Origin of the sequence: Nitratiruptor sp. YY09-18 (assembly GCF_016593235.1) — a bacterium.
In the GTDB taxonomy this organism is placed as follows: Bacteria; Campylobacterota; Campylobacteria; order Campylobacterales; family Nitratiruptoraceae; genus Nitratiruptor.
Genome location: NZ_AP023065.1, coordinates 1045465 through 1068822, shown reverse-complemented (window position 1 = coordinate 1068822; position 23358 = coordinate 1045465). Strand labels below are relative to the sequence as shown.

At 39.8% G+C, this 23358-nt stretch carries 23 protein-coding genes; 16 read left to right on the top strand and 7 right to left on the bottom strand.

What is annotated here, in order from left to right; all coding sequences use genetic code 11:
- Positions 1-49: 49 nt before the first annotated feature.
- Genes JG734_RS05755 through JG734_RS05740 form a run of 4 tightly spaced genes read left to right on the top strand, consistent with a single transcriptional unit; the run spans position 50 to position 3344 of the window.
- Positions 50-1306 (top strand): M48 family metallopeptidase, encoded by a 1257-nt coding sequence (locus JG734_RS05755; protein WP_201332351.1) that lies wholly within the window; start codon positions 50-52, stop codon positions 1304-1306.
- Complete coding sequence (gene prmC, locus JG734_RS05750; RefSeq protein ID WP_201332350.1) at positions 1260-2108, top strand: peptide chain release factor N(5)-glutamine methyltransferase; 849 nt, start codon at positions 1260-1262, stop codon at positions 2106-2108. The genes JG734_RS05755 and prmC overlap by 47 nt, the downstream gene beginning before the upstream one ends.
- Positions 2101-2577, top strand: a complete 477-nt coding sequence (locus JG734_RS05745) for a DUF4149 domain-containing protein (RefSeq protein ID WP_201332349.1) — start codon at positions 2101-2103, stop codon at positions 2575-2577. The genes prmC and JG734_RS05745 overlap by 8 nt, the downstream gene beginning before the upstream one ends.
- 11 nt (positions 2578-2588) lie before the next feature.
- A complete protein-coding gene (locus JG734_RS05740) occupies positions 2589-3344 on the top strand; it encodes an ABC transporter ATP-binding protein (RefSeq protein ID WP_370583635.1) in 756 nt (251 codons plus the stop codon).
- On the opposite strand, the gene ftsZ is transcribed toward JG734_RS05740, so the two are convergent.
- The 3 genes from ftsZ to JG734_RS05725 are packed head-to-tail and all read right to left on the bottom strand — an operon-like array spanning position 3345 to position 7307.
- On the bottom strand, positions 3345-4460 hold the full coding sequence (gene ftsZ / locus JG734_RS05735) for a cell division protein FtsZ (RefSeq protein WP_201332347.1): 1116 nt from the start codon (positions 4458-4460) through the stop codon (positions 3345-3347).
- A gap of 24 nt (positions 4461-4484) precedes the next feature.
- Positions 4485-5852, bottom strand: coding sequence for a cell division protein FtsA (gene ftsA / locus JG734_RS05730; protein ID WP_201332346.1), 1368 nt, complete (start codon positions 5850-5852; stop codon positions 4485-4487).
- Positions 5853-7307, bottom strand: a complete 1455-nt coding sequence (locus JG734_RS05725; protein ID WP_201332345.1) for a peptidylprolyl isomerase — start codon at positions 7305-7307, stop codon at positions 5853-5855.
- Between the two features lie 71 nt (positions 7308-7378).
- Between JG734_RS05725 and JG734_RS05720 the strand changes: the two genes are divergently transcribed.
- From JG734_RS05720 to JG734_RS05665, 12 genes are read left to right on the top strand one after another with little or no spacing between them, the layout of a single operon-like run.
- Positions 7379-8668 carry an adenosylmethionine--8-amino-7-oxononanoate transaminase gene (locus JG734_RS05720; protein WP_201332344.1) on the top strand — a complete coding sequence of 430 codons (1290 nt, stop codon included), beginning with the start codon at positions 7379-7381 and terminating at the stop codon, positions 8666-8668.
- Positions 8668-9594: a 16S rRNA (cytosine(1402)-N(4))-methyltransferase RsmH gene (rsmH, locus tag JG734_RS05715; protein WP_201332343.1), complete on the top strand. Its 927-nt coding sequence runs from the start codon at positions 8668-8670 to the stop codon at positions 9592-9594. Before JG734_RS05720 ends, rsmH begins: the two co-directional genes overlap by 1 nt.
- Complete coding sequence (locus tag JG734_RS05710; RefSeq protein WP_201332342.1) at positions 9578-9856, top strand: hypothetical protein; 279 nt, start codon at positions 9578-9580, stop codon at positions 9854-9856. The genes rsmH and JG734_RS05710 overlap by 17 nt, the downstream gene beginning before the upstream one ends.
- Positions 9856-12981 carry an efflux RND transporter permease subunit gene (locus tag JG734_RS05705; RefSeq protein WP_201332341.1) on the top strand — a complete coding sequence of 1042 codons (3126 nt, stop codon included), beginning with the start codon at positions 9856-9858 and terminating at the stop codon, positions 12979-12981. The genes JG734_RS05710 and JG734_RS05705 overlap by 1 nt, the downstream gene beginning before the upstream one ends.
- Positions 12971-13249 carry a DUF2018 family protein gene (locus JG734_RS05700; protein WP_201332340.1) on the top strand — a complete coding sequence of 93 codons (279 nt, stop codon included), beginning with the start codon at positions 12971-12973 and terminating at the stop codon, positions 13247-13249. The genes JG734_RS05705 and JG734_RS05700 overlap by 11 nt, the downstream gene beginning before the upstream one ends.
- 9 nt (positions 13250-13258) lie before the next feature.
- On the top strand, positions 13259-14149 hold the full coding sequence (locus JG734_RS05695) for a polyprenyl synthetase family protein (RefSeq protein ID WP_201332339.1): 891 nt from the start codon (positions 13259-13261) through the stop codon (positions 14147-14149).
- A complete protein-coding gene (gene hemA, locus JG734_RS05690; protein WP_201332338.1) occupies positions 14149-15447 on the top strand; it encodes a glutamyl-tRNA reductase in 1299 nt (432 codons plus the stop codon). The genes JG734_RS05695 and hemA overlap by 1 nt, the downstream gene beginning before the upstream one ends.
- A 1-nt stretch (position 15448) precedes the next feature.
- Entirely contained in the window at positions 15449-17155 is a 1707-nt protein-coding gene (locus JG734_RS05685) for a proline--tRNA ligase (protein ID WP_201332337.1), read from the top strand.
- A gap of 41 nt (positions 17156-17196) precedes the next feature.
- Positions 17197-17586, top strand: a complete 390-nt coding sequence (locus JG734_RS05680) for an FxsA family protein (protein WP_201332336.1) — start codon at positions 17197-17199, stop codon at positions 17584-17586.
- The gene (locus JG734_RS05675; RefSeq protein WP_201332335.1) at positions 17555-18409 is read left to right on the top strand and encodes a thioredoxin domain-containing protein; all 855 of its coding nucleotides are present in this window, start codon (positions 17555-17557) and stop codon (positions 18407-18409) included. The genes JG734_RS05680 and JG734_RS05675 overlap by 32 nt, the downstream gene beginning before the upstream one ends.
- Positions 18406-19335, top strand: coding sequence for a hydroxymethylbilane synthase (gene hemC, locus JG734_RS05670; protein WP_370583634.1), 930 nt, complete (start codon positions 18406-18408; stop codon positions 19333-19335). Before JG734_RS05675 ends, hemC begins: the two co-directional genes overlap by 4 nt.
- A 2-nt stretch (positions 19336-19337) precedes the next feature.
- Entirely contained in the window at positions 19338-19571 is a 234-nt protein-coding gene (locus JG734_RS05665) for a hypothetical protein (protein WP_201332333.1), read from the top strand.
- 22 nt (positions 19572-19593) lie between these two features.
- Here JG734_RS05665 and JG734_RS05660 read toward each other — a convergent pair whose 3' ends face one another.
- The 4 genes from JG734_RS05660 to sufB are packed head-to-tail and all read right to left on the bottom strand — an operon-like array spanning position 19594 to position 23334.
- Entirely contained in the window at positions 19594-20016 is a 423-nt protein-coding gene (locus JG734_RS05660; protein ID WP_236586804.1) for an iron-sulfur cluster assembly protein, read from the bottom strand.
- Positions 20013-21152: a SufD family Fe-S cluster assembly protein gene (locus JG734_RS05655; RefSeq protein WP_201332332.1), complete on the bottom strand. Its 1140-nt coding sequence runs from the start codon at positions 21150-21152 to the stop codon at positions 20013-20015. The genes JG734_RS05660 and JG734_RS05655 overlap by 4 nt, the downstream gene beginning before the upstream one ends.
- A complete protein-coding gene (gene sufC / locus JG734_RS05650; protein WP_370583633.1) occupies positions 21152-21895 on the bottom strand; it encodes a Fe-S cluster assembly ATPase SufC in 744 nt (247 codons plus the stop codon). Before sufC ends, JG734_RS05655 begins: the two co-directional genes overlap by 1 nt.
- Positions 21896-21900: 5 nt before the next feature.
- Positions 21901-23334: a Fe-S cluster assembly protein SufB gene (gene sufB / locus JG734_RS05645; RefSeq protein ID WP_201332330.1), complete on the bottom strand. Its 1434-nt coding sequence runs from the start codon at positions 23332-23334 to the stop codon at positions 21901-21903.
- Positions 23335-23358 lie beyond the last annotated feature (24 nt).

The window sequence follows — 23358 nt, the reverse complement described above, 5'->3', positions numbered from 1 at the left end:
AACTAATATGGTTTGTGTATAATAGTCTAAATTTTCAAAAAGGACAATAATGCTTGGTGTAAGCATTTTTTATGGATTGTATATCCTCATCAAAATCTACATAGCAACTATGCAAGCAGGCTTCGTTGCCAAGGCAAAAGATGGCAAGCCTGTGCTTATGATGCCGAGTAAATTTTTCAAAGCTGGACGCTATGCTATAAAAAAAGAGCGAGTAGTCATCGCAGAGGCTTTTATCGAATATATTCTCTTTATCTTTTGGATGGGATTTGGTCTGCGCATGCTTGATCAGATGATCCAGATTGATGATGTGGTGCTTAAAAGTGTGGTCTATATCGATCTTTTCTTTGCTATTAATTATCTTGTCACTCTTCCATTTGATATTTATCAGAAGTTTGTTATCGATGAAGAGTTTGGATTTAACAAATCGACATGGAAGCTTTTCATAGCTGATCAGCTCAAAATTGCAGCGCTCTTTTTGATTTTTGGATCTCTCATTGTCTATATAGTAAGCTGGATCATTGTCAATGTCCAAAACTGGTGGATATGGGGATTTGCAGTAGTATTTGGGCTTATAATTCTTATCAATGCAATCTATCCTATACTCATTGCTCCAATTTTCAATAAGTTTACTCCCTTGCAAGATAAAGAGCTTGAGAAAGATATCAATGAACTCTTAGAACGAAGTGGATTTAAAGCCAATGGTGTCTATGTGGTTGATTCAAGCAAAAGAGATACAAGGCTCAATGCATATTTTGGGGGCTTAGGAAAAAGCAAGAGAGTAGTGCTTTTTGATACACTTTTACAAAAGCTCTCACGCAGCGAACTTCTAGCGGTCTTGGGTCATGAGTTAGGACACTTTAAGCATAAAGATATTCTCAAAAATATCTTCATGATGGGCGTGATGTTTTTTGCACTCTTTTACATCTTTGCCAATCTGCCTGCATCGCTCTATGAAAAGGTGGGTATTCCAGCAGATGCTCCCTATAGCATTATAGCTATGTTTTTGCTTCTTAGCCCGGTTTTCTTCTTTTTCTTTATGCCCCTTATCAATTTCGTGAGTCGTCGCAATGAGTATGCAGCAGATCGTTATGGGAGTGAGCTTGGCGGTAGAGCAAATTTGCGCAACGCTTTGTTGAAACTAGTAGAAGAGAATGCCCATTTTCCACTCTCGCATCCACTCTATATCTTCTTTTACTACTCTCACCCGCCAATTCTAGAGCGACTCAAAGCGCTTGGATTTGAAGAGGAGAGCGAAGCAGATGAAGCCCTCAAAGGTGAGTGTGCAGCAATCGATGAAGATAGATGAGGCTTTGAAGTTAGGTGCAAAAAGATTAAAAGAGGTAGCACGGAGGCCTCTTTTTGAGTCTGAACTGCTTCTTGCACATAGCCTTGGCAAAGATCGCATCTACCTCCATGCTCATCCTGAAGAGATTGTACAGAGTAAGAAGTATTGGGAGTTTATAGAGCGTAGAAGCCACGGGGAGCCGGTTGAGTATATTACAAAGAGAGTGAGCTTTTATGGTGAAGAGTTCTTCATCGATTATGGAGCTCTCATACCCAGACCAGAAACGGAGTTACTTATAGAAAATCTCCAGCCTCTTTTGCAAGGAGATGAGAAAATCGCTGAGATTGGGACAGGTAGTGGTGTGATTGTCATCATGCTCAAAAAGCTCTTTCCACATATCGAAATTATCGCAACAGATATTAGCAAAGAAGCTCTAGCAATTGCTCAAAAAAATGCAGCACTCCATGATGTAGCTATAGAGTTTGTGCATACATCTTTTCTAGATGGTATAAACAGTCCAATCGATGTTATTGTGAGCAATCCACCCTATATCGCCAATGATTATCCTTTGCAAGAGAGTGTACGTGATTTTGAGCCGCAGAGTGCTCTTTTTGGTGGAGAGAGAGGTGATGAGATACTGCAAAGAATTATAGATACATTTTTCTTTAAAGATGCAAAAATCTTGGCATGTGAGATGGGATATGATCAAAGAGAGTATATTGAGGAGTATGTCACAGCGAAAGAGGCAGATGTAGCGCTAACTTTTTATAAAGATTATGCAAATCTTGATAGAGGATTTATTATAAGGAAAAAAAATGGTTAAAAAATGGATAGATATTGTGTATCTCATACTTCTTGGAGTCGGTTTGGGATATGTGCTAACAGTTGGAGTTTTTGTGGCTCCTGTCGTATTTCATGCAAATGATTATATAGGCACAAATTTGCTCAATCACTACCAGATGGGTCTTATCATGACTGCAATATTTCTTAAAGGAAACTACTTTCTCAATACTCTGGCTATCATCATAATTCTTCGTGAAGCGTATGCATATAAAATTTTTGATAGAGATAAAATTGTAGTTCCAGCAGCTGGAACGGCTGTATTGATGATATTTTTATTTACTTTGTACTATACTAAGCAGATAGTTTCGATGCAAGCACTTGGTGAGAGTATAGTCAACGATCCAGTTTTTCAAAATGCACATAAAGCAAGTGAGCTAGATTTCCAGCTTCTAGCCCTCTCGCTTTTACTTCTGCTTGCAAGGAGACTCTATCTTTGCTGTAAGGGATAGTGGTGGATCATATTATAAAAATCAAAGATCTTTATAAAAGTTTTGGTCACAAGCAGGTGCTCAAAGGTGTCAATCTCAATGTTGTAAGAGGTAAAACTACAGTTATATTGGGACTCTCTGGTGGTGGAAAATCGACAATCATCAAACATATTGTAAGGCTTCTCATACCTGATAAAGGGGAAGTGTGGGTAGAAGATGTGGATATGGCAAGGGCTGATGAGGAGACAGTTTTTCGCATGCGCAAAAAAATCGGCTATCTCTTTCAAAGTGGAGCGCTCTTTGACAGTATGAATGTATATGAAAATGTTTCTTTCCCACTGCGTGAGCATACAGATATGAGTGAGCAAGAGATTCGTAAAAAGGTTGAAGAGCGTCTTTTGATGGTTGGCCTCAAACCGCAAGAGGTGCTCGATCTCTATCCAGATGAACTAAGCGGTGGTATGCGCAAAAGAGTTGGACTTGCTCGCAGTATCGTTCTCGATCCCCAGATAATTCTTTATGATGAGCCTACAAGTGGGCTGGATCCCATTACAAGCGATCTTATCACGCAGCTAATTCGCCGTATGCAAGAAGAACTCCATGTCACTTCAGTGCTTATCAGTCATGATATCAAAGAGAGCTTTAAAGCGGGAGACTACTTTGCGATGCTTTATGATGGAAAGATAATCGAGTATGGAGATGAAGTGAGTTTTAAAAACTCTTCAAATCCGTATGTGCAGCAATTTTTGGAAGGAAAGGCCCAGGGGCCTATAAAAGTGGTAGAGTAATTAGTCTCTTTGGTTACGCATCCATGTAGGAATATCGAGAACATCTTCGCTCTCATCTATCCCACCACTCACTTTTCTTTTACTGATTCTCATGCTGTTTTGGAGAGGTTCTACAACTTTTAACGGTTCCTCCTCTTGGATCTTTTGCTCAAATCCTGTAGCGATGAGTGTGATTTTAACTTGGTCTGGTGCCATGTTTTCATTTGTTGTAGTACCAAAGATAACATGTGCATCTTCATCAGCGCTCTCATAGACGATATCCATAGCTTCACCGATATCTACAAGCGGATAGTCTGGATGGATAGTGAAGTGGACAAGTACGCCCATAGCACCATTGATTGACACATTGTCAAGCAGAGGTGATTCGATCGCACTTTTGATCGCTTCATAGGCGCTATTTTCACCTTCAGCTTCGCCGACACCCATAAGTGCAAGGCCTCTGTGACTCATGACAGTTTGTACGTCTGCAAAGTCGAGATTGATATCATTTTGACCATAAGAGAGGATTACACCACTGATCCCACTTACAGCCCTAGCCAAGACATCATCAACGATTTTGAAGCTATCTTTGATTCCTAGTTTTTTGTCAACAATTGCAAGGAGTTTGTCATTTGGAATTACTACGATTGAGTCGCTCTCTTTTTTGAGTTCATTGATTCCCTCTTCAGCAAGTCTTGCTCTGCGTCTTCCTTCAAATTTGAAAGGTTTTGTCACAACTGAGATTGTCAGAGCACCTACCTCTTTTGCAGCTTGAGCAATGATTGGTGCAGCACCCGTTCCTGTGCCTCCACCCATTCCTGCAGAGATAAAGACGATATCTGCTCCGTCAAGATTTTCTTTGATAGATTCATAGCTTTCAAGTGCAGCTTCTCGTCCAATCTCAGGCTTCATTCCAGCACCTAGTCCACGTGTAGTCTTCTCGCCTAGTTGAATTTTTACATGTGCCTGGGATGTAGCAAGAGCTTGAGAGTCGGTATTGGCTACCAATAGTTCAATACCATCTATCCCTTGTTCAATCATATGGCCTATCATATTGCCACCACCACCGCCTACACCTACGGCTTTGATATTTGCGCCAGTTACTCTCTTTCTCTCTTCGATATTAAAAGCCTCCATCTTCCATCCTTCCTAGAGTGTTCACTAAAATAGCTGTGTGAGCCAGCGTGTAAATTTGGTTAATGATTCTTTGAATGAGCTCTTCTTTTCTTCAAACTGCAAAGTGTTTGAGAGTTCATCCAAAGAGTTTTCTTCTAGCTCAAAAGCATTATTTGAAGTAGCTTCTTCTGCGACGCTCTCTTCATGCTTTGGCATAGTATCGGAAAAAAACTCCTCACTTTTATAGCGAAGGTTCTTATTTGAATCAATTTCATACATTGTATGCTCACCAGCCCCATAGAGCAAGAGTCCTACCACTGTAGAAAAACTTGGATCACTTAGATCATTTTCGATTCCTGCAAGGGGTTTTGGTTTGGCTATGCGTACTGGAGAGTTATCAAATATAACACTTGCTAGCTCTCTAATGCCACCAAGTTTTGTCATACCCCCAGTGAGAATTACTCCTGCACCTATTTGATCTTTGAGACCACTCTTTTCAATAGATTGAGCCAAAATCATGAGTGTTTCTTCTACACGCGCATGAATGACATTATAAACAATCTCAAGTGAGACCTGGTGAGTCTCCTCGTCATCTCCAATTATTGGAATCTCAATATAATCACTTCGAGGCTCTTTGAGATCACCATAAAAGATCTTTATCTCCTCGGCAGTGGAGAGTGGTGTATGCAATGCCATGGAGAGGTCATTTGTAATATGCATAGAACCAACTGCCAAGAAATCGTTATAGACAATAGAGTTGCCTTCATGGATGACAAGATTGCATGTGCTACCACCTAGATCAATAACACAAGCACCAAGTTCTTTATCTTCTGGCGTAAGGGTAGCGATTGCTGAAGCGTAGCCCGTGAGGACGACATTAGCTATATCAATACCTGCTTGTCTGACAGCTTTGCGAATATTAAAGAGGCTCGATTTTGGAGCTGCGATGATATGTACATCTGCTTCTAGTCTAGAAGCGTTCATGCCAAGTGGATCTTCGATAAAGTCTTGATCATCTACTTTAAATTTATAGGGGAGTGCATGGATTATCTCATATTCGTGAGGAATATTGGCATTGTAGATTGCTGTTTGCATAACGCGGTTGATCTCATCAAGCGAGATCTCTTTGTTAGGGATATTAACAATACCGTTGCTGTTGGTACTTTTGACATATGCCCCAGAGATTGAGACAATAGCTTTGCCAGGGGTCGTGCCTGCAACACGCTTGGCATTTTCGTAGGCCTCTTTGATAGCACGTGATGCCATATCGATATTAGTTATTACACCCTTTTTCAGGCCTTGCGCTTTTGCAACACCCGTGCCTGCAACTGCAAGCTTTTCACCATTTTTTTGGGCGATAACTGCGCAAACTTTTGTAGATCCAATATCAATGGCCAAAATTGCTTTGGACAATTATAATCCTTTATAAACAGTAATTGGATAAAGCTTCTCTAACTTTCTTAAAATGTTTGCATTTATGAGATAACTCTTGAGTTGTAAACCATTATCGGAAATATAGGCTTTATTTTTATCCCATTTATGCGGCATTTGTAGTTTTTGATCTAAAATGCGATAGAGTACTACTTGTGTTGGTGAGACTTGGATGTATCCTTGAGGCTTCGTTGAGAGAAAGAGATTTTTGAGAAATTCCATCGCTACGATTTTATCAAGCTGGAGTTTTTCAGCATCATCACGACAGATATAATCAGAAGTCTTTATGCCCTGGAAATTTTTTACCTCTTTTTTGGCAAGAGCGAAGAGTTTTTTGGTTTTGAGTGAATATAGTAGATCCTTTTTAACTCTTGACTGGACTTTTTCTAAAGGGAGCGGTTTTGGGGGAACGATTTGTAATAATTTATAAATAGCGTAGTGATCACCTTCAATGAATGGCTTAAATGTTTTATTTTTTTCTAGTTTTGCTCTTTCAATTTTTGCTGGAAGATTCTCTTGGGTGAGATTGACTTCACTTTGTGGTTGGAGTTTGCCTTTTTTGATCGCTAGGTATGTTTGAAAAGCCTCTTTTTTACTCTTTTTCAAGGCCACATCGGCCAAGACTCTCTCTTTAATTTTTTCAAATGGCAAAATCTTGCCATTTTTTCCAACATAACGGAGTTTGTGAGAATTATAGTATTCTTGTAGCTCTTTTTCAGAAATCCCCTCTTTTTTCGGAAATACTACCTGCTTGTTGAATCTATAGATTTTTGGTGAGAGGTAATCACGCTTATGCTCCTCATAATATTTTTGCACCATTTGCGGTGTGACAGAGATGTTGATATCGTTGGCATCAAGAAGTTTATACTCGATCTTATCACCGATATAGAGTGCTGAAGCGGTTGTGTTGTATTCAATTGGGTAGAGAGTGGGTTTGAGGGCGTTTTGCAGTTTTTTGAGTAGAAGTGTTGTCTTGATGCTCTCTTCAAAATCTTTTGGGCGAAGACGGTTTTGTTTGAGAATTTTAAGGTAGAGCTCTTTATCAAATTGACCCGAATTTTGGAAAACATCCATTTGCTGGATATATGCTGCCACTTCATCATCACTTACACGAAGTCCAAGATCCTTTGCGTAGTTGAGCAAGAGCGTCTGTTGGATGAGTGATTGCAAAGCGATCTTGTTAATTCCAAGCTGCTTAGCTTTTTCTTGATCAAGCTGTCCACCATACATCTTGTTGTAGTAGTTATAGATCTCATTTTGTTTCTGGGCAAAGGCTTTGATGGAGATGTCTGTATCACCTACTTTTGCCACACTATCTCCATGAGAGCCAAACTTATATGCTCCCCAGCCTACAAATCCAGCACCAACGAATGCAATGGTACTTATCCAAATTGTAATAACTAAATATTTTCTATGTTTTTGCATCCAGCTTATCATAAGAGAACCTTTGTATAATTTTGGAAAACATTTTACTCAAAGAGTAATTAATTCTTACTAAAAGGATCGGTATGACCAATGCGGAGTTGATGGCCAGAGACCTTGCATACATATGGCATCCTTGCACGCAGATGAAAGATCATGAGCAAATTCCTCTCATACCTATAAAAAGAGCGAAGGGGGTCTATCTCTACGATTTTGATGGCAACAGATACATCGATAGCATAAGTAGCTGGTGGGTCAACCTCTTTGGTCATAGCAATGAATATATCAACTCCAAAATCAATGAGCAGCTGCAAAAGCTCGAGCATGTTATCTTTGCAGGCTTTACCCATGAGCAGATAGTAAAACTCTCAGAGCGACTCTGTGCACTTACTGGATTTGATAAGTGCTTCTATGCTGATAACGGAAGTAGTGCGATAGAGGTGGCTTTGAAGATGAGTTTCCACTACTTCAAAAATAGAGGCGAAACAAGACCATACTTCGTATCCCTTACAAATAGTTATCATGGTGAGACTTTGGGAGCTTTGGCAGTGGGTGATGTAGAGCTTTACAAAGATACTTACAAAGAGATTATGATAAAAACATTGCAAACTCCTGTTCCAAAAGATAGATCTTTAGAAGCTGCCAAAGATGCAGCCAAAGAGTTTGAAAAGCTCTTAGAAAAAGAGCATAAAAATATCAGCGCATTCATCGTAGAGCCGCTTGTACAGTGTGCCGGTTATATGCATATGTATCATCCCAATTTTCTCAAACTCGCAAAAGAGCTATGTGAGAAGTATGGGATCTTTTTTATCGCAGATGAGATTGCTGTCGGATTTGGGCGCACTGGGACGATGTTTGCTTGTGAGCAAGCCGGGATCAAGCCAGACTTCATGTGCCTCTCGAAAGGTTTGACTGGGGGGTATCTGCCTCTTGCAGTAGTACTTACCACAGATGAAGTCTATGAGATGTTTTACTGCGACTATAATGAATTTAAAGCATTCTTACACTCTCACAGTTATACCGGCAATGCTCTAGCGTGTGCAGCAGCAAATGCGACACTTGATATCTTTGAAAAAGAAGATGTTGTAGCCAAAAATGCTAAAAAGGTTACATATATTGCGCAAAAGCTAGAAAAATTTAAAGAGCTTCCAAATATTGCAGATGTGAGACAAACAGGGATGATCGCAGCAGTTGAGATAAAAGGGTATGATCCAGCAAAACGCATCGGACTACAAATAAATCAAGAGTCTCTCAAAAGGGGTGTCTTTATTAGACCTTTGGGTTCGGTAGTCTATTTCATGCCACCTTATATTATTTCATATGAGGAGGTAGATACGATGATAGATACAGTCTATGATGTGATCAAAGGGCTATAATGCAGATACCTCATATTCCTGTGCTCCTAGATGAAGTTGTTGAAAATTTTAAAGAGATCGATGGTTACTTTATAGATGCTACATTGGGCTATGGTGGACACTCTGAGGCACTGCTAGAAGCAAACAAAAATATCAAAATCCTTGGAATCGATCAGGATGAAGAGGCGAGAGAGTTTTCTCGTAAAAGACTCGAAGAGTTTGGTGATCGTATCAAAATCTATAGAGGACGCTATTCTGAAGTAGTTCCAAAGCTTTTGGAAAAATTCCCTATCAAAGGGCTTTTGGCTGATATTGGCGTATCATCACTGCAGCTTGATAAGGCTGAGAGGGGTTTTCGCTTCGACAGTGATGTACTTGATATGCGCATGGATAGAACAAATCCGTTCACTGCGTATGATGTAGTTAACAACTACTCTCAAGAGCAGCTCAAAGAGATCTTCTATAAATATGGTGAGATTAGAAATGCTGCCAAAATAGCGCAAGAGATTATTAAAAATAGACCGATAAAAAGTGCGAAAGAGTTGGCTGCAATTGCAAGCAGAGTCTTACCCAAAAAAGGCAAAATTCATCCAGCCACAACACTCTTCCAAGCCATACGTATAGAGGTCAATCAAGAACTAATAGAGCTTGAAAAACTACTCGATGCACTTGAACTTTATAAACCAAAAGGTGCTAAAATAGGCATTATTACTTTTCACTCGCTTGAAGATAGAATAGTCAAACAAAGATTCAAAGAGTGGGCGAAAAAGTGTATCTGTCCGCCACAAAGCATGCGGTGTGAGTGTGAAGGTGATCATCAATTGGGAATGATTTTAACAAAAAAGCCGATAGTCGCAACGCAAGAAGAGATTGCGCAAAATCCTCGTAGTAGAAGCGCGAAGCTAAGAATTTTTCAGTTTAGGGATGATAATGGAACGCAGCGATAAAGAGCAGCTTTTAGAGTCGATCGATCTAAAGAGGCAAAAAGGAGTAGGGATTAGCGAGCTCATTTATGTTCTCTTTGCCCTCATTTTGGCTCTTGCGCTCTTTTTTCCAAAAATTTGGCTGAGCAATCAGATATATTATAAAAGCCGCAACATCAATAAACTTCTTGATGATTATGAGATTTTAAAAGAGGAGAATAGGCTTTTGCGCCAAAAACTCGAGTATGAAAGATATAAAAATCAAGTAATGGATGCTATTTTTTAATGAGACGATTTATAGAATTTGCGATTAACAAAAGTGCGCTCAATCATACACTTCTTCTTCTCATAGTAATTCTTTCCTATTTTGCATACAAAAATGTTCCAAAAGAGATCTTTCCTCCTGTTGTTTTAGACAAGATTCTCATTACTGGCTCTTATGCAGGAGCGAGTGCGCAGACCCTTGATAAGATGGTGGTGCAAAATATCGAAGATGAGCTCAAAAACGTACAAGGACTTGGAGATATCGATGCAATTGTTAAAAATGGCCGGTTTACAATAGTCTCTGATATCAAAGAGGGGGAAAATAATCTCATAGTTCTCAATGATGTCAAAGACAAAATCGCCAAAATCAAAAAAGATCTCCCTCCAGATATGGATGAGCCTGTTGCAACAGTAATGAAAAAGAGTTTTCCTCTTGTGCTCATTGCAATTGCTACGTCGCAAAATGACCAACACAAACTCCTCGATGTAGCCAACGATCTCAAAGATAGGCTCAGTTCTATCAAAGATTTGAGCGATATAGATATTAGAGGATGGAGAGAGGATGAGCTCAAGATTGCTATCGATAAAGATGCGATAGATGCGCTGGGTATTTCTTTTTCTCTACTAGCTTCTCAGATTCAAAATCTCTCTACAATTTTTCCTATTGGAGCGATCAAGCAAAGAGGTAACCACTTCTTTCTCACTACAGAAAATGGCAAGAAAAAAGTTGAAGAGCTGCGAAATACGATCATAGAGGTTGGTGGCAAGAGGGTTTTGCTCGGACAGATTGCACAGATCAAATTTGGACTTAGTGATCCTGCGATGCTTTCACATTTTAATGGCAAACCAAACCTCTCGATCAACATCACAAAGACACAAAACGGCAATGCTATAGAGTTGGTAAGGAAAATCAAGAGGGTCTTAGAGGAGTTTAATAAAAAATATCCTAGCTTTGAGCTTAAAGTCTATACTGATACATCTGTTTGGATTAGAAACAGACTCAACACAGTAACTTCCAATCTCTTCTTTGGTCTCATACTTGTCACTCTTGCTCTTTTACTCAGTGTCAACTGGCGCATAGCTCTTGTAGTGGCTATGGGAATACCAGTGAGCTTCATGATCGGGCTTATAGCTTTGGAGATGTTGGGATACAGCCTCAATATGCTCTCACTCTTTGGAGCATTGATTGCACTTGGGATGCTAGTGGATGAAGCGATTGTCGTAGCTGAGAATATCTATAGGCACCTTGAAAATGGTGATGATCCTAAAACTGCAGCAATTAATGGTGCACTAGAGATGTTTCCTGCGGTCCTAACCGCAACTGCAACGACTATTTTTGCCTTTTTGCCGCTTATAATTCTTAGTGGTGAGATGGGCAAATTTATCCGCATTTTGCCAATTATTATCTCTATCTTGTTGCTTAGTTCTCTTTTTGAGGCTTTCTATTTTCTTCCTCTGCACGCTAAAGATATTTTAAAAGTTTCAAAGGAAAAGAGAAGCAGGCTCTGGGAGAGGCTTGGTAAACAATATACAAAACTGCTCCGTGTTCTCTTGCGACACAATATTTTGTGGTTGATGCTTATAATCATCTCCATTCTTTTTGCAACCGGAATGCTTATGAAAAAAGCGAAATTCCAGCTCTTTCCAAGTTTTGATACAACACAAATCTATATTACAGGGCGAGTGAGCGTCAATAACGATATCAAAGATACAGAAAAGATCGTTGCTGCAGTAGAAAAAGAGATTATCCATCATATCAATAAAGATGAGGTCAAATCTGTTACAACAATTGTGGGGATGAAACTTGATGCCAAAAATAATGCACAACTAGGAGACAATCTCTTTCATATCTTTATCAACCTCCATGAACTTAAGCCCCAAAACTTTGTAGATCGCTATATTACGCCACTCTTTTCAGTCGAGTATGATGATAGCGATATGAAAAGAGATCGCAGTGCTTCTGCAATTGCTAAGGATTTGAAAAAGATTGTGCAAAAGTTTCAGCATGAACCCTTTGAGGAGATAAATGTAATTGTACCGCAAGCTGGAATTGTCAAAAGTGATGTGGAGATATCATTGGTTTATGAAAAAGATAGCCAAGTTTTGCAGGCTATTAAAATTTTAGAAGATGCGATGCAAAAGATTGATGGAGTCTACAACATCACTGATGATGCCAAAGAGGGTGAAAAGGAGCTCAAACTTGTGCTCAATGACTATGGACAAAAACTAGGAATCACTGAAGGATATTTGGCATCTTATCTACGCTCTCTCTATCTTGATGCAGAAGTGGCAAAAATGTTTCGCAATAATAAACTCATCTATATCAAACTCAAACGCCTGGGTAAAGACAGTATCGATAAACTGCAAGATTTGCGCATCGATGTACCAAATACCAATCAAAAAGTGCTTCTCACCTCAATTGTAAAATTTGTCAAAATCGATCACTTCTATGATATTATCAAAGAGAATGGTGAGAAGATCCGTACTGTCTATGCATCTTTGGACAAACACAAAATCACTTCAGCTGAGTTCTATGACAAGATTGCTCCAGTATTAGAGAAAATTAAAAAGCTAGGAGTTGGTATTAAAATCAAAGGGGAGCAAAAAGAGAATGAAAAGCTCATGCGAGAGATCACACGAGCCTTTATCATAGCAATTTTCTTGATTTTTGCTGCGCTACTATTGATGTTTAACTCCGTTATCCACACCCTCATAGTCCTCAGTGTCATACCTCTTTCACTCCTAGGGGTTCTCATCGGCAATCAGATTATGGGACTCAACCTCACAATGCCAGGACTTTTGGGGCTTGTTGGTCTTGCCGGTGTTGTGGTTAATGATGGGCTCATTATGCTTGATTTCATACGAGAGTGCAAGGATAGTGAATGTGTTATTCGTAGAGCGAGTCTTCGCTTAAGACCTATTATTCTCACATCTGTAACGACCGTACTAGGTCTATCAACACTCATCTTCTTTGCAAGCGGGCAGAGTCTCATTCTCCAACCAATGGCAGTAACTCTTGGTTATGGTATTGCGTGGGCAACGGTAATAAATCTCTTAATAGTTCCTTTGATGTTTTATACAATTACCTTCTCCAAGCCAAAATTTGCTATACTAAATCTCTTTAAAAGGAGGGGAAATGTATTTTGAAGATGATGATGTATTGGGTGGAACACCAAAGAGCAGATTTATAGATATCGTATTTCATGCCAATCGCAATGTAGTGGAAGGTGAACTTGAAAACATTATAGAGTGGATGGCTGCTATGGAGCTCATCATCGAGGAGAAATGCGGCCTTGATGTGGAGAGGGAAGTGAAACAGATTATCTATGATGAATCTAAAAAAGCAGCCCTTGAACAGAAGAAAAATTCACTCTATATCGAATACATGGGTAAGATATTGAGTCAAAGCGAATAAAGGGAGAGATTGGTAGCTGCAGTAACAAAACAGATAGAGCAATTTGTTCAAGAATTAGGAGATGAAAGATCCTACGAGCTTTTTACAAAGGTGCCAAGCGGTAAGATGCTGCGCACCAAGCTCATTCTACAAATTGCAAAAACTCCAGAAGCTGTCAGGCTTGCTGCAATAGTGGAGATGATCCATGCAGCAAGTCTTTTGCACGATGATGTGATTGATGAAGCTACTAAGCGCAGAGGTGTAGACTCAATCAATGCAATTTTTGGTAACAAAAGTGCCATCATGCTAGGAGATATTTTATACTCCAAAGCCTTTTATGAACTGACAAAATTTTCTTCCCAAATCGCACAAACTATTTCACATGCTGTTGCACTTCTAAGTCTTGGTGAACTAAAAGATGTGGAACTTTCCAATAGTTTCAATAGTAATGAAGAGAGCTACTTCGACATGATCTACAAAAAGACTGCTTCATTGATTGAAGCAAGTGCAAAGAGTGCTGCCATTTTAGCTGGACTCGATAGTGAGGCATATGGACTCTATGGAAAAAACCTCGGTCTTGCATTTCAAATAGTCGATGATATTTTAGATATCACGCAAAATGAGCAGACTCTTGGCAAACCGGCTCTTGCAGATTTCGCAGAGGGTAAAACAACTTTGCCGTATATCTATCTCTACCAATCATTGGGCGAAGATGATCGCCAAAAGCTACTATATTTATTCAAAAAAGAGCTTAACCCAGAGCAAAAAGCGTGGCTTTTTGATAAATTTGAAGAGACGGGTGCTATACAAAGAGCAAAAGAGCAAGCACGAGCACTTGGGCACGAGGCTTTAGAACAGTTACATAAGAGTGATGAGAAGCTGCGCCAAATCATGGAAGAGCTCATTGAGAGGACTTACTGATGCACTATGTAGTAGTAAGTTTTTCATACAAAAACTGCGATGTGGCTCTTCGTGAACAATTGGCTCTTGCACAAGAAGAAAAGAGAGAAGAGGTTGCCAAAAAGCTCCTTGACACAGAATTTATACATGAGCTCATTCTTCTATCTACCTGCAATCGTGTAGAGATAATCTTGAGCACTAGTGATCCATTTAGAGCTTCTAACGAAATTTTTACAGTGCTCCATCAAGTCTCGGGAGTGGATGAAGAAGAGTTAGAAGGAAGAGCTGATGTATATGAGGATAATGGCGCGGTACACCACATCTTTAGCGTAGCAAGTGGTCTTGATAGTCTCGTCATTGGTGAGACGCAGATCACGGGTCAGCTCAAAGATGCTTACAAAGAGTCTTTTGAAAAGGGGTGGAGTGCACAAAAACTTGGCCGTGTGATGCACTATGCTTTCAAATGTGCCAAAGAGGTGCGTACATCTACGCAAGTGACCAAAAGTCCGGTCTCGGTTGCAAGTGCAGCCGTTGCCATGGCAAGAGAGAAGCTTGGCAATCTAGGAGGATATAGTGCAGTCGTTGTAGGTGCAGGCGAGATGGGTCGTTTGGCAGCAAAACATTTAAGAGCGCAAAGCTGCAACGTGATTTTGGTTGGTCGTAATCTTGATAAAACAAAAGAGATTGCCCAAGAGATAGATCCAAACATTCAAGTAGAGCATATCTCAAATCTTGCACGTCTCATCAACAGCTATCGTCTTCTCTTTAGTGCCACATCTTCACAAGAGCCAATAATAACAGCAAACATGGTAGAGCCAAAAGAGTTTGAACGCATCTGGTTTGATATGGCAATACCTCGCGATATTGAGCCAATTGAGAGTAGCTCTATTAGGATCTATGCAGTGGATGATCTCAAAGAGATTGTAGATAAAAATTTAGCATTTCGTGAAGAACAGGCAAAAGTGGCATATAAAATAGTTGGCCATTATGTGAAGGAGTTTTTCAAATGGCTCCAGACTCTAGAAATTGATCCAATTATCAAAGAGATTCGAGCTCGTGCCAAAGAGGCAGCTTTGAGCGAATTGGAAAAAGCCATTAAAAAGGGCTATATAGATCAAAAGAGTGCAAAGAGCGTAGAGAAGCTTTTGCATAATGCTTTTAATAAATTTTTGCACGATCCAACCAAAAAGCTCAAATCAATTGCAGATGAACCAAGTGCAGATACTATTGTCGAATCAATCAAATATTTCTTTGATATCGAAGATGATGTGGGTCTCAACCGCTATAAATGCGAATATTTTATGAATTTAAGGAGCTAATGTGCGACTACAAAAAGCCTTTTTGCCAACAGTAAAAGAGGCACCGAAAGATGCAGTTTTGCCAAGCCATATCTATCTTGTAAGAGGTGGGTTTATCACTCAAGTTGCCAGCGGGATATATAACTTTTTGCCATATGGCAAGAGAGTCCTTGACAAGATTCGCACAATTATCAAGGAGGAGCTTGATAAAGCTGGATGTCAGGAGGTACAGCTTGGTTTTGTAACTCCATGCGAGCTATGGCAAGAGAGTGGGAGATTTCAAAAATATGGTAAAGAGCTTTTACGTTTTCGTGATCGCAAAGATAACTGCTTCATCCTTGGACCTACCCATGAAGAGATGATGGTTGATCTTGTGCGCAATCGCGTTACAAGCTATAAGCAGCTTCCACTCAATCTCTATCAGATAAACCTCAAGTTTCGCGATGAGGCAAGACCACGCTTTGGACTCTTGCGAGGGCGCGAGTTTGTGATGAAAGATGGATACTCTTTCCATGCAGATGAGGAGGATATGAAAAGAGAATATGCTCTTATGGAGCAGACTTACAGAAAGATCTTTTCTCGCATGGGATTGGAGTTTCGTGCAGTAGATGCTGATGTGGGAGCAATTGGAGGGAGTGCTAGTAAAGAGTTTATGGTAATAGCTAAGAGTGGGGAAGATACAATTGCAATATGCACATCCTGTGAATATGCAGCAAATGTAGAAACTGCCAAACGCAAAAAGCCCGCACCTCCAGTAGAGGCACCGGAGTTTAGCAATTTTGAACCATTTTATACTCCAGGACTTACTACTATTGATGAGCTCAGCGAGTTTTTCAAAGTACATCCCTACTATTTCGTCAAAGCTGTTGCAAAGAAAGCTATCTATGATGAGCATGAAGAGATTGTACTCTTCTTCTTGCGTGGCAGCGATGAACTCCAAGAGGTCAAAGCGCAAAATGCAGTAGGAGCAAACGAGTTAGCAGATGTAAGCGAAGAAGAACTCGAGGCCGCTGGAATAGTGCCAGGCTTCATTGCTCCATATGAGCAGCAGTGTCGCATAGTTTTAGATGAAGATCTCAAAGGTGCAAAAGGGCTCATATGTGGAGGTAACCGCAAAGATTACCATCTTATAAATGCTGATCTTTCCCATTTTGATGATGCACTATTTGCCGATATTGTCCAGGTAAAAGAGGATGATTTGTGCCCAGAATGTGGTGCAGCGATACAGCTCAAAAAGGGTATAGAAGTTGGTCATATCTTTCAGCTTGGCACGCGCTACAGTGCAGCAATGCAAGCAACATTCCTCGATAAAGATGGCAAAGCAAAGCCGTTTGTCATGGGGACATATGGTATCGGTGTCAGTAGGCTTGTAGCAGCAGCAATTGAACAAAATCATGATGAGCGAGGATGTATCTGGCCTAGAGAAATCGCTCCATATGAAGTATGTATTATCATATCAAATATCAAAGATGAAGAGCAGTTGGCATTTGGCGAAGAGCTCTATGAGAAGTTAGCACAAAAGGGAGTAGAAGTAGTGCTAGATGATAGAGCTGATCGTTTCGGGCCTAAGATCAAAGATTTTGAACTCATTGGATACCCATATGGCATAATAGTGGGAAAAGGGCTCAAAGAGGGAAAAGTACAAATAATCGATCGCAAAACACTCGAAAAAACAGATAGTGAAAAAGAGCAGGTATTTGAAAAAATCTTAGAGATTTTAGGTTATTAAGAGAAATTTATTATACTTACAAAAAGTCCAAAAGGAAGCCTTTGATCTATTTTATTCTCTACCTTTTTATTGAGACATTTGTTTCAGTCAAGATAGCTTCGCTTATAGGTCCTTTTTGGACTTTTGTAGAGATCATAGCAACAGCTATCTATGGAATTTGGATAATCAAAAATATGCATATCCAGATGATGGCTACTATGCAGGCTCTTGCAAATGGTGAGATAAGTGTTGAAGAGTTTGAGAGTATGAATCTCTACATACTCCTTGGAGCCATTTTGCTTATAATTCCTGGCTTTTTTACTGATATTTTGGGAATCTTGTTGCAATTTGGTGTCTTTTCGCGTTTTATTGCAAGGAAAATATTTAAATTGAAATCCAAAAGAGATATGGAGGATAGTGATGTCATTGATGTTGAGATTATTGAGCGTTAGTTTAGTTTCTGCTCTTGCTTTGAGTGCTGCAAAAACTACTGATAAAGATGTTGAAAAATTTGTCAAAAGAGGCCTCTCATCAAATCCACAAATCAAAGTTTATAATGCGAAGGTTTTGGATAAAAAGGAGATGGAAAAGCCACAAGGCTGGACTGCGTATGTTGTGCAGTTTGATATAGGTATCAAAAGGGGCAACAAAGAGCAAAATATTACTGATAGGGATATAATCTTTGTCAATGAGAGATATGTGGCTCCAGATCTTGTAGATATCAAAACAAATACGAGTCTCAAACAAAGGGTAGTGCTCGATTTTAAAGATAGGTTCTACGATGATAAACATCTTCTCTATGGGCACAAAAATGCAAAACATAAAATTGTAGTTTTTAGTGATCCTCTCTGTCCGTTTTGTCGTGAAGTTGTACCTGAATTAATAGAGCTGACCAAAAAATATCCTGACACTTTTGTATTGTATTACTACCATCTTCCGATCCAAACACTTCATCCTGCAAGCGTAGCGCTAGCAAAAGCTATTATTTATCTCAAAGAACACGGAAACAAAGAGGCGATTGAAAAGATCTATAAAACTGAGTTTGATTACGCGCAAAAAGATGAGAAAAAGACACTCCAAGAGTTGGATAAAAAGCTTGGAATTAAACTAACTCCACAGCAGATTAACTCTCCAGAGGTGATTACAGAGCTACAGCATGATGCCGATATCGCAAGGGAACTTATGATTAAGGGCACTCCTACAGTGTTTATAGATAATAAGTATGATCCAAGACGTGAAAAATACAAAAAGTTTATCCCAAAAAAGAGTAAATAATGCGACTAATTATTGCTACACGAGGAAGTAAGCTTGCCCTTTGGCAGTCGAACCATATCAAAAGTCTTTTAGAGCAGATGGGGCATGAGGTTGAGCTACAAATTTTTAAAACAAAAGGGGACAAGATCCTCGATACGCCTCTAGCACTCATTGGAGGTAAGGGACTTTTTACAAAAGAGCTCGAAGAAGCCATGCTACGAGGCGATGCACACATTGCAGTACACAGTCTCAAAGATGTGCCAACAGAGCTACCTGAAGGTCTTGTGCTTGGAGCGATTACAAAAAGAGAAGTTGTCAATGATGCTTTTTTGAGTGAAAAATATGAAAGCATTGAAGATCTTCCTCCAAATGCAGTCGTTGGTACGACAAGTCTTAGAAGACGGATGCAGCTACTGCATTACCGCCCAGATTTGCAGATCAAGGATTTACGCGGTAATGTAGATACAAGAATTAATAAACTTAAAAATGGTGAGTTTGATGCTATTATTCTAGCCTATGCAGGTCTTAAGCGTTTAGGACTTTTGAAGAGTGTCCAATATGTTCAAAAGATTGATGATAATCTCATGATACCGGCAATGGGTCAGGCGGCTTTGGGAATAGAGTGTGTGCCAGAAGTTTTGGATATTGTAAAGAAGCTCAATGATGAGAGGAGCCAGATAGAGACCATTGTGGAGAGAGATTTTATTGAGGTACTTGAGGGTGGGTGTCAGGTTCCAATAGGAGTCAATGCGAAGGTTTTGGAAAATGGTGATATCGTTGCTCGTGCAGTAGTGGGTCTTCCAAACGGCAAAGAGCTCCTCAAAGACAAAGTCTTTGGCAGTGTGGAGAACTACCAGGAGTTAGGCCAAGAACTTGCCCAAAGTATGATTGAAAATGGAGCAAGAGAGCTTCTAGCAGAAGCTGAGCGCATAGCATTTAAGGATTGAATATGGTAAAGTGGATACTCTTCATTGGTGCGGTTTTTCTCTTGAGTGGTTGTTTGGGGCGCCTCAATCCAAATATTTTCCCTACAAAGCCTACATACAAAACGATTACTTGTGGGAAAAATTTTGATATGTGTACCGAAAAGGCTTCATATCACTGCGGTTTTAGAGGATATAAAATCAAGCACCAGACAAAAACAGATAAGGGCTATACTATAGAAGTGGAGTGCAATAGATAACTCTGGCAAGAGTAGCATGAAGCTACATCATGCCAAGAACAAGTTTTGCTTCATCGCTCATTTTGCTCTTATCCCATGGTGGATCAAAAACAAGATCCACTTCAACCTCTGCTAGACCATCGATTTTGTTGGCAATATTTTTGACCATATCGACAATGCTTTCTCCAACAGGACAGACTACGCTTGTAAGGGTCATTGTGATAATGGCTTTATACCCATCCTCACGGCGTATGAGCTTGAGATCATAAATGAGCCCAAGATCATAGATATTCACAGGTATCTCAGGGTCGTAGATCGTTTTGAGATATTTGATGATCTCTTGTTTAATCTCTTCAGGAGTACCATATTTTTTGTTATGATCTTCGATATCTTTGATTCCATCATTGTCTACTTCGATATCTCGTTCTTCAAGCGGAATGTTGTAGAGCTCTTTTTTATCGCTCATTGAGCCTCCTCATAGAGTTTGACAAACTCCTCTTTTATCTCCTCGCTGCCCAATTTCTCAAATACTTCATTGAGGAAACTAAGCACGAGCATCTCTTTGGCAAGAGATTTTTCTATACCACGTTGTCGCAGGTAAAACAGAGCCTCTTCATCGAGATGCCCTGTGGTAGATCCATGAGTTGCTTCGAGAATATATTCTGTATAGATCTCCATTTGCGGTTTGCTCACCATATAAGCGCCATCATTGAGCAAAATAGTTTTTGAATCTTGATAGATAGAGCTATACTTTGCCGGATTTTTAACTATCAAAAGACCATCAAAAATTCCTCTTGCATGGTCTTTGAGAATGTTGCGTGATAGCTGTGTCGTCTTGCTCTCTTTCCCACGATTTTCTATGTGGAAAGTATTGCCAAGTTTTGCCTGTTGGCGAGCAAATATCACATGGTTTTGATCAGTTGATGCATGCTCTTCAAGAACTACATGGTAGTTATGGAGCGTCTTCGCATTACCAAAATCAAATGTAAAAAGATCGAACGCAGCATTTCTTTGGCAGATAATACTGTGTGAGCCAATAGTGCTAAAGTTCTCAATGTTAGTATTACGCTTTTGCACTAACTTGACTCTTGCATCCTGTGCTATCTCAATATCATAACCGTAGAAGTAGAGGGCATCTTGTGCAATTGCTACGATCTCCTCTTCGATATTGACTTGTGTATTTGGTGCGATTGTGAGTTTGACGCGATATGGTACAAAACAGCCATCTTTAGTAAATTTTTGTACGATTTTGAGATCTGTGTCACTCTCGATCTCAATGTTAATTACATGTTCACTCAAAAGGTGTGAGATGTAGTAGACCTGATCGTAGTGACTGTCATCTACTTTGATATTTTTTTGTATATGTACATAGATATCTTTAGGAGCTTTTGTCAAAACTCCATCGACGATTTCCACTACATCACCTTCTTCAGCACGTAAAGGTTTTGGTGTGTAGCGTGTGTAATCTTTTTCTAATAGAGGGCGAATACCGAAGTAGCGGTAGTGCTCAGTCTTTGGTGTAGGAAGCCCCATGGATTTAAGTTTTTGAATGAGTGCTTTTTTCTCGCTAAACTGTTCGAGATTGATATCTAATACTTTCATCACTCTTCCCCAAATATTTTGTATCCCTCTTTTTCAAGAGCGTCGACGATTTCGATACCACCAGTTTTAAGGACTTTTCCATTTTTAAGAACATGAACAAAATCTGGCTCTATATAGTCTAGAATTTTACGATAATGCGTAATGATCATAAATGTACGATCAGGTGAGCGCATCTTATTGATCGCTTCACTCACTTTTTTAAGTGCATCTATATCAAGACCAGAGTCGATCTCATCAAGGATAACAAACTCCGGCTCTAAAATCTCCATCTGCAATATCTCGTTGAGCTTCTTCTCACCGCCACTAAAACCCTCATTGAGACTTCTGTGGATCATCTCTTCTCGCATACCGAGCTCTTTGATTTTTGCTTTTAAAAGTTTTAAAAACTCAGCCGCATTGAGAGGTTTGAGCCCAAGGTGCTTTCTCTTTGCATTGAGAGCTGTACGCAAAAAGTATGCATTGTTTACACCTGGAATCTCTACAGGATGCTGAAAACTCATGAAGATCCCTTCCAATGCTCTCTCTTCAGGCTCCATATCTACTATATTTTTACCTTTATAGATAATTTCACCCTTTGTAACTTCAACATCTGGGTGACCTACTATAGTCTTTGAGAGCGTTGATTTACCTGCACCGTTCGGTCCCATAATTGCATGAACTTTTCCTTTAAAAAGATCGAGATTAATACCTTTGAGAATCTCTTTTTCACCAATTTTTGCATGGAGATTTTTTATTTCCATCATTTTACTCATCCTACACTTCCTTCCAATGTTAAATCTAATAATGCTTTTGCTTCTACTGCAAACTCCATAGGAAGTTTGCTGAGTACATCTTTACAAAATCCATGAACTATCATACTGACAGCATCTTCTTCACTAATCCCTCTTTGGCGAAGATAAAAAAGTTGCTCTTCGCTAATTTTACTTGTTGTTGCTTCATGCTCTATTTGAGCTGATTCGCACTTGCTCTCAAGGTATGGGAATGTGTGTGCTCCACAGTTATCTCCGATGAGGAGTGAGTCACACTCACTATAGTTTTTGGCTCCTTTTGCCTTTTCAGCAACTTTTACAAGCCCTCTATAGCTATTTTGTCCCTTTTGTGCGCTGATACCTTTTGAGATAATGACACTCTTTGTATTTTTACCAAGGTGGATCATTTTTGTTCCGGTATCTGCTTGCTGCGCAAGGCGTGTAATAGCAACCGAATAAAACTCTCCTACTGAGTTGTCTCCTTTGAGGATACAACTGGGATATTTCCACGTTATGACTGAGCCGGTTTCTACCTGTGTCCATGTAATTTTGGAGTTTTCGCCTTCACATAGACCTCTTTTAGTAACGAAATTGTAGATGCCACCTTTTCCTTCAGCGTCCCCTGGATACCAGTTTTGGATAGTGGAGTAATTGATATGGGCATCTTTATGGGCTATTAGTTCAACTACTGCAGCGTGGAGCTGGTTTTCATCACGACTTGGTGCAGAGCACCCCTCATTGTAACTTACATAACTTCCCTCATCAGCAATGATGAGTGTTCTCTCAAACTGCCCTGTATTTTGTGCGTTGATACGAAAATATGTGCTAAGCTCCATAGGACACTTGACGCCTTTAGGGATATAGACAAAAGTTCCATCACTAAATACAGCAGAGTTGAGTGCTGCAAAGAAGTTGTCTGTCATAGGAACAACGCTAAACATATATTTTTTGACCAAATCTGGATAGTCGCGAATCGCTTCTGATATTGAGCAAAAGATAATACCAAGCTTATTGAGCTCCTCTACGAATGTAGTTTTGACCGAGACTGAATCAAAAACTGCATCAACTGCAACACCTGCAAGGGCTTTTTGCTCTTCGAGTGGAATACCAAGTTTTTCATATGCTTTAAGAATCTCTGGATCTACTTCATCCAGACTCTCAAGGGCTTTTTTGGGTGCAGCCCAGTAGCTAATAGCCTGATAGTCAATCGGTGGATATGTTACTTTTGCCCAGCGAGGCTCTTCCATTTTTTGCCATGCATGGAATGCCTTGAGGCGAAGTTCGAGCATCCACTCAGGCTCATTCTTCTTTGCCGAGATGAAGCGTATTGTATCTTCATTGAGCCCCGGAGGAGCTTTCTCCTCTTCTACATCCACCTCAAATCCGATATCATAATCGGAGTTGATAATTTTATCTACTTTTTCCATTCCCATGGTTGCGTCCTTTTGGCTTTTACT

Excerpts from the sequence above, each read along its gene's own strand:
- JG734_RS05755 (WP_201332351.1), top strand. The coding sequence starts at position 50 with ATGCTTGGTGTAAGCATTTTTTATGGATTGTATATCCTCATCAAAATC.
- prmC (WP_201332350.1), top strand. The coding sequence starts at position 1,260 with ATGAAGCCCTCAAAGGTGAGTGTGCAGCAATCGATGAAGATAGATGAG.
- JG734_RS05745 (WP_201332349.1), top strand. The coding sequence starts at position 2,101 with ATGGTTAAAAAATGGATAGATATTGTGTATCTCATACTTCTTGGAGTC.
- ftsZ (WP_201332347.1), bottom strand. The coding sequence starts at position 4,460 with ATGGAGGCTTTTAATATCGAAGAGAGAAAGAGAGTAACTGGCGCAAAT.
- JG734_RS05725 (WP_201332345.1), bottom strand. The coding sequence starts at position 7,307 with ATGATAAGCTGGATGCAAAAACATAGAAAATATTTAGTTATTACAATT.
- JG734_RS05720 (WP_201332344.1), top strand. The coding sequence starts at position 7,379 with ATGACCAATGCGGAGTTGATGGCCAGAGACCTTGCATACATATGGCAT.
- rsmH (WP_201332343.1), top strand. The coding sequence starts at position 8,668 with ATGCAGATACCTCATATTCCTGTGCTCCTAGATGAAGTTGTTGAAAAT.
- JG734_RS05710 (WP_201332342.1), top strand. The coding sequence starts at position 9,578 with ATGGAACGCAGCGATAAAGAGCAGCTTTTAGAGTCGATCGATCTAAAG.
- JG734_RS05705 (WP_201332341.1), top strand. The coding sequence starts at position 9,856 with ATGAGACGATTTATAGAATTTGCGATTAACAAAAGTGCGCTCAATCAT.
- JG734_RS05700 (WP_201332340.1), top strand. The coding sequence starts at position 12,971 with ATGTATTTTGAAGATGATGATGTATTGGGTGGAACACCAAAGAGCAGA.
- hemA (WP_201332338.1), top strand. The coding sequence starts at position 14,149 with ATGCACTATGTAGTAGTAAGTTTTTCATACAAAAACTGCGATGTGGCT.
- JG734_RS05675 (WP_201332335.1), top strand. The coding sequence starts at position 17,555 with ATGTCATTGATGTTGAGATTATTGAGCGTTAGTTTAGTTTCTGCTCTT.
- JG734_RS05665 (WP_201332333.1), top strand. The coding sequence starts at position 19,338 with ATGGTAAAGTGGATACTCTTCATTGGTGCGGTTTTTCTCTTGAGTGGT.
- JG734_RS05660 (WP_236586804.1), bottom strand. The coding sequence starts at position 20,016 with ATGAGCGATAAAAAAGAGCTCTACAACATTCCGCTTGAAGAACGAGAT.
- JG734_RS05655 (WP_201332332.1), bottom strand. The coding sequence starts at position 21,152 with ATGAAAGTATTAGATATCAATCTCGAACAGTTTAGCGAGAAAAAAGCA.
- sufC (WP_370583633.1), bottom strand. The coding sequence starts at position 21,895 with ATGATGGAAATAAAAAATCTCCATGCAAAAATTGGTGAAAAAGAGATT.
- sufB (WP_201332330.1), bottom strand. The coding sequence starts at position 23,334 with ATGGGAATGGAAAAAGTAGATAAAATTATCAACTCCGATTATGATATC.